We start from the raw sequence: 12,990 nt of genomic DNA, 5'->3' as shown, positions 1-12,990 counted from the left end.
CTTCAGGGCCTATTATAATGTGGTGTGTTTTTGCGGCAAAGACAGCGTAAACACATCTATACGTTACCGTACAAATTGCGGTGATCTGTCTAATGAAAGGAGTGTCTCTTATGCCGGATTCTGTGACAACTGACATCAAACAAGCGCTTTTGGCCATGCTTGGAGAGCGGGATATCCGCCGTGTGACCATGAAGGACATCGCCGAACGGGCGCGTGTGAGCCGGGGGACACTGTACCTTTATTACGAAGATAAATATGCGATTTTAGAGGATATAGAGGAAGAAATGAAAGACGGGCTGAGCGAAGCGCTGTATGATTCACTGAAGAATAAAGATGTGCTTCATTTACATGGCGGATGGCAAAAAGTGCATCCGACCCTGTCTTTTGTTGACCGGCATCGGGAGTTTTTTCAAACGATGATGGACCGTCATAAAATGCCGTATTTTCACTTTCATGCTTTTTTAAAAGATGTGTTCCGGCATGATGTGCTGCTGTCACCGGTCAATGCGGATTTCTCACCGACTGAACAGGATATGTACATTCATTACCGCGCTTTATACACGTATGCCATTGTGTTGTACTGGCTGAATGAGGAGCCCGGGGCATCACCGGAAGCGATCAGCGGGCAGGTGTGGGATTTGATTTCTCAAAAACGGTTTTACTGGCTGTTCGGCCGCCGGGTGCCGGAACAAGAAGAAAAAAAGCCCGCCGACCGCCGGGTGACAAGGACGAGGCAGGCCTTGCAAGAAGCCATGATCGGCTTAATGGCGGAAAAAAAAGAATACGCGGCGATTACGATTTCCGATATTGCCCGTCAAAGCAACCTCCGCCGTGCCACTTTTTATGACCATTACGCCAACAAAGAAGCGTTGCTGAAAACGATCATCCATCAATCATGCCGGGATCTGATCGGATTATTGACGGTAAAAGGGGAGCCTGCCGATTGCTCCATGGAAGAAGCGGAAGCCGCGCTCGTCCGTCTCTTTTCGGCACTGTCGGAAGGCCTGCCGCTCGTTCAATTTCTGAGAGAGGGTTCGGGAGTGCCTGACGTCATCCCGGAAATGTTCAGAGCGCTGCAATCGTTTTATCTTCATCAGCCCCTGCACATTCAGGCGGGCAAAAAACTCTATGCATATTATGTCGCGTCCATGCTCGCCGGTCTGATTCAATATCGTCTTCATGAAGGAAAAGACCACGCGCCGGACATGCTGGCCCGGGAGTTTCTGCAGTTTTTGGATGTAAAGAAGTATCGGGTGATTTTGCTGTGAGGATGATGAAAAAGAACTCAGCCGAAAACAGGCCGGGTTCTTTTTTGCTGTTTTTTTTGAGAAGTGCCGATATGAAGTGTCCGGCTTTATCCCTTATAAAAAAACCTTCTATATGCCGCCTGATCAGCATTCTGCCGCCAAACATGACAAATGTCATATTCGGGGCATGATGGCTGCTACTACAACCGCCGCGAGCGCCTCGGTATACTTGGAATCATAATAAAAAAAAGGGGATATGACATTCATGACCAATCACGCCGCAACTCAAAAACAAGCATCTTTAAAAAAGCAGGTTGCTGCATTTTCCGGTGCCGATACAAAGCATAGTGTCAATCAGCTTTTCAACACATTTGTGCCGTTTTTTGCCCTTTGGTTTCTTGCTTACTTCAGCCTCAATGTCTCCTATCTTCTGACCCTCGCCTTTACTGTTATAGCAGCGGGATTTTTGACAAGAATCTTTATTATTTTCCACGACTGCTGCCATCAATCCTTTTTCAAACAAAAGAAGCTGAACCGGCTGTTCGGGTTTATTTCAGGTGTGCTGACACTGTTTCCGTTCCTTCAATGGCAACGCAGCCACTCCATCCATCATGCGACGAGCAGCAACTTAGATAAACGGGGCACCGGCGATATTTGGATGATGACCGTCAAGGAATACAACGAAGCCTCAGCCTGGACAAAAGTACGCTACAGACTTTATCGCAATCCGTTTATTATGTTTATTCTCGGCCCGATTTACGTATTTCTGATTAAAAACCGTTTCAATGTAAAAGGCGCCCGCCGCAAGGAGCGCTGGAACACCTATTTCACGAACGCGGCGATTGTCTTATTGGCTGCTGCGACGTGCCTGCTTTTCGGCTGGGAAAACTTTTTGCTTGTTCAGGGTCCGATTTTCCTTATTTCGGGGTCAATCGGCGTCTGGCTCTTTTATGTTCAGCACACGTTTGAGGATTCTTATTTTGAAGCCGATGAGCATTGGGACTATGTGCAGGCCGCGGTAGAAGGAAGCTCCTTTTACAAGCTTCCGAAGCTTTTGCAATGGCTGACAGGCAATATCGGCTACCATCATGTCCACCACTTAAGCCCGAAAGTGCCGAACTACAAGCTGGAAGCCGCTCATGAGGGGCACGAGCCTTTAAAAAACGTACCGACCATTACGCTTAAAACAAGTCTTGAATCCATGAAATTCCGTCTGTGGGATGAGGACGAAAAGCAATTTGTCACCTTTCGGGAGGCTCGGAAAAAACCGGCGCCCCATCCGGTGCCGAAAGAACCTTTAAAGAAAAATGCCTGATATGACGCGCGGCTCTTTCTCTTATCAGAAAGAGCCTTCTCTTCATGCGTGAGGATGCAATGAAGGCGGTGTTTTGATAAAGTGATGGTAGACACAAGCAGCAGAAGGTGGAACGAAGATGAAGAAGTATTTTAAATTTCAAAAACTGAATGGGATTTCTCCTTATATATGGATGATTTTTTTCATCTTGCCTTTTTATTTTATTTTTAAAAGCTCTTCTACCTTTGTCATCGTGGCCGGCATCATTTTCACACTTGTTTTCTTTGGCGCATACCGCTTCGCATTTGTTGCAAAAGGCTGGCCGCTTTACTTATGGGCGCTTCTTCTGATCGGCATTTCGACCGGCTCTGTCATGCTGTTCAGCTATATTTATTTCGCCTTTTTTATCGCCTACTTCATCGGCCATATCCGAGACAAAGTTCCTTTTTACATCTTATATTACATTCATATCATCAGTGCGGCGGTTGCCGTCAACTTCAGCCTTGTTCTGAAAAAAGAGTGGTTTTTGACACAAATTCCGTTTATCGTCATTACACTGATCAGTGCCATCCTGCTCCCGCTCAGCATTCGAAGCAGAAAGGCACGGGAGCGCCTTGAGGAGAAATTAGAATATGCAAATGAGCGAATCGCCGATCTTGTGAAGCTGGAAGAAAGGCAGCGCATCGCCCGGGACCTTCACGATACACTTGGACAAAAGCTCTCCTTAATCGGACTGAAAAGCGACCTTGCCCGAAAGCTGATTTACAAGGACCCTGAACAGGCCCGCACTGAGCTGAAAAGCGTGCAGCAGACGGCCCGCACCTCCTTAAATGAGGTCAGACAAATCGTCTCATCGATGAAAGGCATCCGATTGAAGGATGAGCTCGGCAATGTTCGGCAAATTCTTGAAGCGGCAGGAATTGAATTTGTGTATGAAGAAAAAGAAGCGCCAAAACATATCTCTCTGCTGAACGAAAACATCGTCAGCATGTGCATAAAAGAAGCCGTCACCAATGTCGTGAAACACAGCGGCGCCAAAGTATGCCGCATCACCATTCAGCAGCTTTGGAAAGAGGTTGTCATTACGGTGGAAGATGACGGCAGCTTTCAATGCAAAGAAGACCGCTTTTTTTCAAAGGGGCACGGCCTGCTTGGAATGAGGGAACGTCTTGAATTCGCAAACGGCAGTTTAGCCATCGATACAGCCGCCGGAACAAAGCTGACCATGAGAATCCCGAATGATTCAAAATCAAAAGAAAAGGATGGTAGCAGATGATCAACATCTTCATTGCCGAGGATCAGCAAATGCTGCTCGGCGCACTCGGTTCGCTGTTGAATTTAGAAGAGGATATGACGGTTGTCGGCAAAGGCACAAGCGGCCAGGATGCCATCGATTTCGTGGTAAAACATGCGCCCGACATCTGTCTGATGGATATCGAAATGCCCGGGAAAACAGGTCTTGAAGCGGCAGAAGAGCTCAAGGACAGCGGTGTGAAGATCATCATTTTGACGACCTTTGCCCGCTCCGGCTATTTTCAGCGGGCGCTAAAAGCAGGCGTCAGCGGGTACATGCTCAAGGACAGCCCGAGCGATGAGCTCGTCAGCGCCATCCGCAGCGTCATGAAAGGAAGACGCGTCTACGCACCTGAATTAATGGAGGACATCTATAGTGAGGAAAACCCGCTGACCGAACGGGAAAAAGAGGTGCTCGAGCTTGTCGCAGACGGAAAAAACACGAAAGAAATCGCAAACGCCCTCAGCATCAAAAGCGGCACAGTCCGCAATTACGTTTCGATGATCCTGGATAAATTAGAAGTGAAAAATCGAATTGAAGCCATTACCCGATCAAAGGAAAAGGGCTGGTTTAAGTAACCCGCCCTCAGCTTGTTCAGCCAGTGTTTTTGCACTGGCTTGTTTCTTTTTCACCGTCACTCCGTCTCTTCCTTCCACTTCTTATCAATCAGCATTTTCCCCGGCCAAGTGTATGCCATGATGCCGCCGTCTGCGGTGATGTCTTCTCCCGTGACGTAAGAACTGTCGTCTGAAGCGAGGAAGAGCGCGACGGCTGCCATTTCTTCCGGTTTTCCAAGCCGGCCGAGCGGCGTGATCCATTTGTTGGCTTCACGGAACGCTTCGCCCATTTCGTCTTCTGTCGTGCCTGCCAATTTATCAATGAGCGGCGTTTCAATCGTGCCCGGCGATAAGGAATTGACGCGGATTCCGCTTCTGGCGTAATCAATGGCCATCGCTCTCGTCAGGTTCGTGATTCCGCCTTTTGCGGCGTTATAGCCGGAGCGGTCAAGGTCTGCGGCCCGGCCGGACATGGAGGAGGTGTTGATGATGGAGCCTCCTTTTTCGAGCATGAGCGGAATCAGGTATTTGCTGCATAGAAATGTGCCGCGCAGATCGACGGCGATGATCCGGTCAAACAGGTCGACCGGGTATTCATGGACTTTTCCGCCCTCTTGGTCAACACCGGCATTGTTAAACAGAATATCAATTGTTCCGTACTTTTGCTGAATGCCGTCCGCAAAAGACTTTACGTTTTCTTCGTCTGATACATCAAGGTGAAAGGCTTCTGCTTCTCCGCCGTTTTTTCTGATAGCGCTGACGGTTTCATTCAGTTCGCTTTCATTGATGTCACCGCAGATCACGCGGGCGCCTTCATCGGCGAAAACCCGTGCCGTCGCTTGTCCGATGCCTGTCGCGGCCCCTGTGATGATTGCGGTTTTGTCTGTTAATCTTCCCATATTGCGATTCCTCCTTTTTTTATATCTGTTCCCGCTGAATAGGGGGATAAACATACGGAGGTCTGTTTCTAAATACCTATTAAATATGTTAATATTATGTATATACATCATTGGGAGGTTTACATATTTTGAAGATACAGCATAAGAAGGAGATAGCGTTTTATTGTTATGCCACTGTTCCTATGGGATTTGTGATTTACACCGTTATCTCTATTCTATTTCAGGACATCATATTTCCTCTCACTGTAAGAAATGTTCTTCATGAGTCTTTGCGAAACTTGGGATCTCTTATCTTATTTAGTTTGTTTTTCTACCCGTCATACATATGGATGAAGAAGGAATTCGGCCGCCGGAAAGAAGCAGAGAGGAGAGGATGATCAACATTCTCTCTTTTTTATTGATAAAATGGGTGAAATGAATCCATTAACATGTTAAATTTACAATATATGCATCTGCTAATCCTAGTTGACAATTGTCACTGTATATGATAAATAGATGCTAAAAAGATTTTACATAACATCAAAGCATAATTAAAGGAGAGATCTGAAGTGCGGAAAAAAAAGTTTAAAGCAGAATCCAAGCGATTGCTGGACATGATGATTAACTCCATTTACACGCAGAAGGAAATTTTTCTCCGCGAGTTAATTTCCAACGCGAGCGATGCGATTGACAAAATCTATTACAAGGCGTTAACCGATGATTCATTAACGTTTGATCAAGACAATTACTACATAAAAGTGACGGCGGACAAAGAAGCGAGAACGCTCACCGTCACAGACACCGGTATCGGGATGACAAAAGACGAGCTTGAACAGCATCTCGGCACAATTGCGAAAAGCGGTTCACTCGCTTTCAAGCAAGAAAATGACTCGAAAGACGGCCATGACATTATCGGCCAGTTCGGCGTCGGATTTTATGCGGCGTTTATGGTGGCTGATAAAGTCACGGTGAAAAGTAAGGCGCTCGGCAGTGACGAGGCGTATGTATGGGAGTCGGAAGGGGCTGCCGGCTACACGATCGCGCCGTGTGACAAAGAAACCGTCGGTACGGAAATCACCCTACAAATAAAAGAAAACACGGAAGATGAAAGCTATGATGAGTTTTTAGAAAACTACCGCATCAAAGCGATCGTGAAAAAGTACTCTGATTTTATCCGCTACCCGATCAAAATGGAAGAGACGGTCAACAAGCCGAAAGAGGGCAGCGAGAACGAATTTGAAGAAGTTCAGGAAGAACAGACGGTCAACAGCATGGTGCCGATCTGGAGAAAAAACAAAAGCGAGCTGACAGATGAGGATTACGAGGCTTTTTACGCCGAGAAGCATTACGGCTTTGATAAACCGCTGACCCATGTGCATATCAGCGTCGATGGAGCGGTGCGCTACAATTCGATTTTGTTTATTCCGGAAAACATGCCGTTTGACTATTATACGAAGGAATTCGAAAAAGGATTGGAGCTGTATTCCAACGGCGTGCTGATCATGAACAAATGCGCCGACCTGCTTCCGGACCATTTCAGCTTTGTAAAAGGCATGGTGGATTCTGAGGATCTGTCGCTGAACATTTCCAGAGAGATGCTGCAGCACGACCGCCAGCTGAAGCTGATTGCGAAAAACATCAATAAAAAAATCAAAGCCGAGCTGAAGAGCCTGCTGAAGAACAAAAGAGAAAAATACGAATCTTTCTATGAATCTTTCGGCAGACAGCTGAAATTCGGCGTCTATAATGATTTCGGCGCGAATAAAGACGTATTAAAAGATCTGCTTCTCTTCTATTCATCTAAGGAGAAAAAGCTCGTCACTCTGGACGAATATGTGTCCAGAATGCCTGAGGATCAAAAATATATCTATTACGCGTCCGGCGATTCATATGAGCGGATTGAAAAGCTGCCGCAAACTGAAATGGTGGCGGACAAAGGCTACGAAATTTTATACTTCACGGAAGATATTGATGAATTCGCGATCAAAATGCTGACAAGCTATGAGGAAAAAGAGTTCAAATCCGTATCCAGCGCCGACTTAGGCATCGACAGTGATGAGGATGAAAAGCAGACTGAAGCCGAAGAGAACGAATATAAAGACCTGTTCGAAAGCATGAAAGAGATTCTTGCGGATAAAGTAAAGAACGTCAGAGCGTCGAAACGTTTAAAATCCCATCCGGTATGCTTTGCGACAGACGGCGAAGTGACGATCGAAATGGAAAAAGTATTAAACGCCATGCCTGACAGCCAGCAGGTCAAAGCGGAAAAAGTGCTGGAAATCAACCCGAATCACGAAGTGTTTGAGACGTTAAAGAACGCGCACGGACAAGATCGGGAAAAGCTTGCATTATACACAAATCTTCTCTACAATCAGGCGCTTCTGATTGAAGGGCTGCCGATCCATGATCCGGTCGAATTTACGAATGACATTTGCAAAGTTATGGTATGACGCCAAAAAGGAATCGCCCAGCGGGGGCGATTCCTTTTTTTATTACAGTGTGCGCTGTTTAAGAATTTGATTTTGTTTGCTGCGCTTCTTTAAGGAGAACCGTTTTTTCAAGTGCGTTTCGATTTCTTCTAAACTTCTGCCCTTCGTTTCAGGAACGATGTAAGCGGCGAAGAAGAAGGATGAGAGGCAAATGACTGAGAATATTCCGAATACCCAGCCGATGCCCATGGCACTCAGCATAAGCGGGAATACCAGTGAAACGATCAGGTTGGTTGCCGACAGAATCAATGTCGTAAATCCGGTTGCGGCACCGCGTGCGTTTGACGGGAACAGCTCCGGCATCAGAACCCATACGACGGGACCCCATGTCGCCTGGTAGAAAACGATATAGATGCCGAGAAACAGCACGGTCAGCCATGCCGTTGAAGCTGACAGGCCGGCCAGAAGGAGAATGGCTGATAGTGACGCCAGGCTCAAGGTAATGCCGACGCTTCCCCACATCAGCAGTTTTTTCCGGCCGATCCGGTCAATTAAGATCATGGCGGTGATACACATGATGACGTTTAAGACACCGATGCCCATCGTGCCGAGAACGGACGCCGAAGTGCCGAGTCCGGCCTTTGTAAAGATGGTCGGCGCATAGTAAATCACCGTGTTGATACCGACCGCCTGCTGGAAGATGGCAAGGCCGATCCCGATCAGCAGCATAGGACGGATCCATTTGGCTTTCAGCAAGCCGAGCGTAGATTCTTTTTTCTCAGCTTCACCTTGTTTCATTTCCGCTAATTCAACGGCGATATCCTCTTTGTCGTGGGTCATTTCCATGACTTGTCTGGCTTCCTGCTCACGGCCGCGTTTGACGAGCCATCTCGGAGATTCCGGCATAAACGCGATTCCGATTAATAAAAGCGCCGCCGGTACTGCGGCGAGACCGACCATCCAGCGCCAAGCTTCAAACGGGGTGAATATGTAATTCACGATATATGCGAGTAAAATTCCGGTTACAATCATTAAGTTATTCAATGTGCCGAGCGTTCCGCGTATTTTCGTCGGCGCCATCTCAGATAGATAAACGGGAACCAGCGCCGTTGAGCCCCCGACGGCTAACCCGAGTATGACACGGGAGATAATCAGCATAGTGACGGTTTGCGAAGCCGCACAGGCAAGCGCGCCGATAATAAAAATGAGTGAAAGGACGAAAACCACTTTTCTCCGGCCCCATCGGTCAGAGCATGTCCCGCTTAAGGCGGACCCGAAAATTGCACCGAGCAGCAGCATGCTTACGACCAATCCCTCGGTCAGCGTGTTTAAAGGAATATCATTGTTAATAAATAACAAAGCCCCTGAAATCACACCGGTGTCATAGCCGTAAAGCAGCCCGCCTAATGCTCCGAAAAAGTAAATCAGGTATTTTTTGGTGTTTTTCTTCACAGATGATCCTCCTCATCTTTTGGAACGCATAATAGTTTATTTAGATAACTATTTCATTCCCCGAAGAGAAAAATATAAACATAAAAAAACACGCCCCTTTAAGAGGCGTGTTTTTTTCTTAGGAAAACAGCTTGTCGATAAACGCGATTTCTTCAGCAGATAGCGTAATGGAGGCTGCTTTCATGTTGTCTTTTAATTGATCCGCGCGTTTGGCGCCCGGAATCAGGATATCGATTTCAGGTCTCGCCAAGTACCAGGCAAGCACGATATGCGCCGTATCGGCATTGTGCTTTTCGGCAATCGGTTTGAGCTGGTTGACTTTTTTGATGTTTTCTTTAAACTGCTCCCTTTGGAAATGCGCCTGATCATTGCGCAGGTCGCCTTCAGGGAAGGTGGTGTTCTCGTCGTATTTGCCGGCCAGCAGTCCGGATACGAGCGGGAAGTACGGAATGAATGAGATGCCGTGTTCTGTCGTATAAGGGAAGAAAGTCTTTTCCGCCTCACGGTTCAGCAGGTTGTATTCTCCTTGAATCACATCGACTAAGCCGTCTTTATTGGCTTCTTTCAGCTGCTCCAAAGAGAAATTGGATACGCCGATGGAACGGATTTTTCCTTCTTTTTTCAGCTCATTCAACGCTTGAACGGCTTCGTCCTTCGGCGTGTGCTCATCCGGGAAATGGATGTAGAATAAATCGATGTAATCAGTCTGCAGGCGTTTCAGGCTGTCTTCGACCGATTGTTTCAAAAAGGCCGGTGAATTGTCGAAAACAAAGTCATCGCCTTCTTTTCTGTGAGCGGCTTTTGTGGCGATGAAGACATCCTCGCGGTTACATTCTTTCAGCACCTCGCCGATTAATTCTTCAGAACGGCCCACACCGTAAATATAGGCGGTATCTAACATGGTAACGCCGCTTTTAATCGCTTCCCGAACCAATTCTTTTCCCGTTTCTTCATTCAGATTCGGATAGAGATTGTGTCCGCCGACCGCATTTGTTCCCAAACCGATCGGAAATACCTTTAGGTCAGTTTTGCCGATTGTTACTTTGCTCATGTTTTCGCCCCCTGAAAAAATTGGATATCATAGCGGCTGCCGGAAAAATACGGCAGCGTTCTCTATTAACTATAACGCTATGCCAAGTGAATGTCGATTTGATGCTCTTGGCAATACTTCGTATATTCCTCATCGAGCTGCTGAGAAGTGACAATGCTGTGAAGCCGGTCGAAAGGCGCGTATGTCAAAAGCGTGGATTTGCCGAATTTGGAATGATCCGCGAGCAGATACACTTCGTTCGCCTTTTCGGAAATTCTCTTTTTCACCTCGTATTCCAGTAAGTCGGAATTCGTCAGGCCGTGGGTGATCGTTGTCCCGGTAGCGGACATGAACGCCTTGTTAATGTTGTATTTATTGAGTGTGCTCGGATCATCAATGCCGACAAACGACCTTGTCTTCCGTTTGTAGTTATTGCCGATGATGATCAGGTCGATATTTTTCATGGATGAAGCCGCGTTAATAATATCAAGGCTGTTCGTCAAAACCGTCACATTCTTATCGGGATCAAGCGTCTCCAGCATCGATTTGGTCGTCGTGCCGGAATCAATAAATACAAGATCGTGATCCTCGATAAACCGTGACGCATAGCGGGCGATTTTGATTTTTTCATCCTGATGTTGAATGGTGCGGTTTTCAAAAGGGACGAGCACAGATTTTTCGGCTGACGTCACGCCGCCGTACACCTTTTTGATAACCCCTTTTTCCGCAAGCTTATTAATATCGCGTCTGACCGTGTTTTTAGAGACATTGAATACCTCGCACAGCTCATCCAGCGAAGTGGCTCCGTGTTTGAGAATGTATTCTTCCATCTCCTGAATCCGCATCAGTTTCATAAAAAAACTCCTTCTAGAATTCTTAAAGTAATTAAAATATATAATAAACACCAGAAGTTAATCAATAGTTACTTAACAAATGATAAAAAAGAGGGATCATCCCCTCCGATTCGACACGGTTCTCCAAGTTCCTGTTTTCCCGATCAAAAAAAGTATGATAAAAATAATGAAAAAATTTTGATTTTTTAGATTGACTTGAAGATGTGTTGGGCTTACAATGTAACCAAGAAATGACCAAAACATAACCTGTAAAATCAAAAGTGAAAGATGTAACCGTTTGCTTTTTCCGGCACATGACCAACTTTTACATGGAAAGATTGGGAGTCACCATCATTTTAGCATTTGTAAGCGTTTAATTCATGTCTTTTATATGTAAAAGATGAATATATTCATCCGTTATTATCCAGCTGAACAGGATGTTTACTATTTAAGGAGGCAATGAGAATGGCAGAGATCAGAAAACTGAAAAACTACATCAATGGTGAATGGGTTGAAAGTAAGACAGATCAATATGAAGACGTTGTCAATCCGGCTACAAAAGAAGTGATGTGCCAGGTTCCGATTTCTACGCGGGAGGATGTGGAATACGCCGTCCGCTCAGCGTCAGAGGCGTTTCAAACATGGTCAAAGACGGCAGTGCCGCGCCGTGCGAGAATTCTATTTAACTATCAGCAGCTTCTCCAGCAGAACAAAGAAGAGCTTGCCCGTCTGATTACTTTGGAAAACGGTAAAAACACGACGGAGGCACTCGGTGAAGTGGGACGCGGAATTGAAAACGTCGAATTCGCAGCGGGCGCGCCGTCACTCATGATGGGCGATTCACTCGCCTCCATCGCGACGGATGTAGAGGCGGCGAACTACCGCTATCCGATCGGGGTGGTCGGCGGTATCGCACCGTTCAACTTCCCGATGATGGTCCCGTGCTGGATGTTCCCGATGGCAATTTCGTTAGGAAATACGTTCATTCTGAAGCCATCTGAGCGCACGCCGCTGTTAACGGAAAAACTGGCAGAGCTGTTTGAACAGGCCGGTCTGCCGAAGGGCGTCTTCAATGTCGTGCACGGCGCGCATGACGTCGTAAACGGCGTTCTTGAACATCCGGATATTAAAGCCATCTCATTCGTCGGTTCAAAACCTGTCGGCGAGTATGTTTTCAAAAAAGGCAGCGAACATTTGAAACGCGTGCAGGCGTTAACGGGCGCGAAAAACCATACGATCGTGCTGAATGACGCCCACCTTGAAGATACGGTCGCAAACATTATCGGCGCGGCATTCGGTTCGGCAGGAGAGCGCTGCATGGCATGCGCGGTTGTGACGGTTGAAGAAGGAATCGCCGATGAGTTTATTTCGAAATTACAGGAAAAAGCAGCGGACATCAAGATCGGAAACGGACTGGATGACGGCGTGTTCTTAGGCCCGGTCATCCGCGAGGACAACAAAAAACGCACGCACAGCTATATTGAAAAAGGCATCGAAGAAGGAGCGAGACTTCTTTGTGACGGGCGTGAAAACGCAACGGAAGACGGCTATTTCGTCGGACCGACGATTTTTGACAACGTGACGACGGATATGACGATCTGGAAAGATGAAATCTTTGCGCCCGTTCTGTCGGTCATCCGCGTGAAAAACTTAAAAGAAGCGGTGGACATCGCCAACCAGTCTGAATTTGCGAACGGCGCGTGTCTGTTCACTTCAAATGCGAACGCGATCCGCTACTTCCGTGAGAATATTGACGCGGGAATGCTCGGCATCAACCTTGGCGTCCCGGCGCCGATGGCATTCTTCCCGTTCTCTGGCTGGAAGTCTTCTTTCTTCGGCACATTGCACGCAAACGGAAAAGACAGCGTCGACTTCTATACACGTAAAAAAGTCGTGACGGCACGATACCCGTCTCCTGACTTCAATTGATCTGACAGCCGGCCCGGACGGCTTTGTGATTCCGTCCGGGTTTTCTT

11 protein-coding genes are annotated in these 12,990 nt (G+C 47.0%); 7 read left to right on the top strand and 4 right to left on the bottom strand.

From position 1 onward, the window contains the following. The first annotated feature begins 110 nt into the window (after positions 1 to 110). The 4 genes from NYE42_RS19785 to NYE42_RS19770 all read left to right on the top strand — a co-directional run bounded on the left by NYE42_RS19785 (position 111) and on the right by NYE42_RS19770 (position 4,413). Positions 111 to 1,268: a TetR family transcriptional regulator gene (locus NYE42_RS19785; protein ID WP_144664764.1), complete on the top strand. Its 1,158-nt coding sequence runs from the start codon at positions 111 to 113 to the stop codon at positions 1,266 to 1,268. Positions 1,269 to 1,512: 244 nt separating this feature from the next. After that, positions 1,513 to 2,562: a fatty acid desaturase gene (locus NYE42_RS19780; RefSeq protein WP_077392054.1), complete on the top strand. Its 1,050-nt coding sequence runs from the start codon at positions 1,513 to 1,515 to the stop codon at positions 2,560 to 2,562. Positions 2,563 to 2,680: 118 nt separating this feature from the next. Further along, a complete protein-coding gene (locus tag NYE42_RS19775; RefSeq protein ID WP_158185969.1) occupies positions 2,681 to 3,817 on the top strand; it encodes a sensor histidine kinase in 1,137 nt (378 codons plus the stop codon). Beyond that, positions 3,814 to 4,413, top strand: a complete 600-nt coding sequence (locus NYE42_RS19770) for a response regulator transcription factor (protein ID WP_158185968.1) — start codon at positions 3,814 to 3,816, stop codon at positions 4,411 to 4,413. Before NYE42_RS19775 ends, NYE42_RS19770 begins: the two co-directional genes overlap by 4 nt. A 56-nt stretch (positions 4,414 to 4,469) precedes the next feature. On the opposite strand, the gene NYE42_RS19765 is transcribed toward NYE42_RS19770, so the two are convergent. Next, positions 4,470 to 5,291 carry an SDR family oxidoreductase gene (locus NYE42_RS19765; protein WP_007407847.1) on the bottom strand — a complete coding sequence of 274 codons (822 nt, stop codon included), beginning with the start codon at positions 5,289 to 5,291 and terminating at the stop codon, positions 4,470 to 4,472. Between the two features lie 128 nt (positions 5,292 to 5,419). Here NYE42_RS19765 and NYE42_RS19760 point away from each other — a divergent pair, with 128 nt between their 5' ends. Both NYE42_RS19760 and htpG read left to right on the top strand, forming a co-directional pair. Next, the gene (locus NYE42_RS19760; protein ID WP_352426672.1) at positions 5,420 to 5,668 is read left to right on the top strand and encodes a hypothetical protein; all 249 of its coding nucleotides are present in this window, start codon (positions 5,420 to 5,422) and stop codon (positions 5,666 to 5,668) included. A gap of 171 nt (positions 5,669 to 5,839) precedes the next feature. Then, complete coding sequence (gene htpG / locus NYE42_RS19755; protein ID WP_007407845.1) at positions 5,840 to 7,720, top strand: molecular chaperone HtpG; 1,881 nt, start codon at positions 5,840 to 5,842, stop codon at positions 7,718 to 7,720. Positions 7,721 to 7,762: 42 nt separating this feature from the next. Here the strand turns inward: htpG and NYE42_RS19750 are convergent, their stop codons facing one another. From NYE42_RS19750 to NYE42_RS19740, 3 genes are all read right to left on the bottom strand, one after another. After that, positions 7,763 to 9,151 (bottom strand): sugar porter family MFS transporter, encoded by a 1,389-nt coding sequence (locus tag NYE42_RS19750; protein WP_007407844.1) that lies wholly within the window; start codon positions 9,149 to 9,151, stop codon positions 7,763 to 7,765. A 118-nt stretch (positions 9,152 to 9,269) separates the two neighbouring features. Continuing rightward, positions 9,270 to 10,202, bottom strand: a complete 933-nt coding sequence (locus NYE42_RS19745; RefSeq protein ID WP_342497154.1) for an aldo/keto reductase — start codon at positions 10,200 to 10,202, stop codon at positions 9,270 to 9,272. Between the two features lie 77 nt (positions 10,203 to 10,279). Further along, positions 10,280 to 11,035 carry a DeoR/GlpR family DNA-binding transcription regulator gene (locus NYE42_RS19740; RefSeq protein WP_007614879.1) on the bottom strand — a complete coding sequence of 252 codons (756 nt, stop codon included), beginning with the start codon at positions 11,033 to 11,035 and terminating at the stop codon, positions 10,280 to 10,282. Positions 11,036 to 11,479: 444 nt separating this feature from the next. On the opposite strand from NYE42_RS19740, the gene iolA reads away from it, so the two are divergent. After that, complete coding sequence (gene iolA, locus NYE42_RS19735; protein WP_032869303.1) at positions 11,480 to 12,943, top strand: methylmalonate-semialdehyde dehydrogenase; 1,464 nt, start codon at positions 11,480 to 11,482, stop codon at positions 12,941 to 12,943. Positions 12,944 to 12,990: the final 47 nt, after the last annotated feature.

Origin of the sequence: Bacillus sp. FSL K6-2865 (assembly GCF_040311405.1) — a bacterium.
Lineage (GTDB): Bacteria > Bacillota > Bacilli > Bacillales > Bacillaceae > Bacillus > Bacillus velezensis.
Note: the sequence above shows the minus strand (reverse complement) of the source record. Positions and strands in the feature narration are given on the sequence as shown.

What these genes read in the sequence shown, in the direction of transcription:
- NYE42_RS19770 (WP_158185968.1), top strand. Translation starts at nt 3,814, where the DNA reads ATGATCAACATCTTCATTGCCGAGGATCAGCAAATGCTGCTCGGCGCA.
- iolA (WP_032869303.1), top strand. Translation starts at nt 11,480, where the DNA reads ATGGCAGAGATCAGAAAACTGAAAAACTACATCAATGGTGAATGGGTT.
- NYE42_RS19775 (WP_158185969.1), top strand. Translation starts at nt 2,681, where the DNA reads ATGAAGAAGTATTTTAAATTTCAAAAACTGAATGGGATTTCTCCTTAT.
- NYE42_RS19780 (WP_077392054.1), top strand. Translation starts at nt 1,513, where the DNA reads ATGACCAATCACGCCGCAACTCAAAAACAAGCATCTTTAAAAAAGCAG.
- NYE42_RS19765 (WP_007407847.1), bottom strand. Translation starts at nt 5,291, where the DNA reads ATGGGAAGATTAACAGACAAAACCGCAATCATCACAGGGGCCGCGACA.
- NYE42_RS19785 (WP_144664764.1), top strand. Translation starts at nt 111, where the DNA reads ATGCCGGATTCTGTGACAACTGACATCAAACAAGCGCTTTTGGCCATG.
- NYE42_RS19740 (WP_007614879.1), bottom strand. Translation starts at nt 11,035, where the DNA reads ATGAAACTGATGCGGATTCAGGAGATGGAAGAATACATTCTCAAACAC.
- NYE42_RS19745 (WP_342497154.1), bottom strand. Translation starts at nt 10,202, where the DNA reads ATGAGCAAAGTAACAATCGGCAAAACTGACCTAAAGGTATTTCCGATC.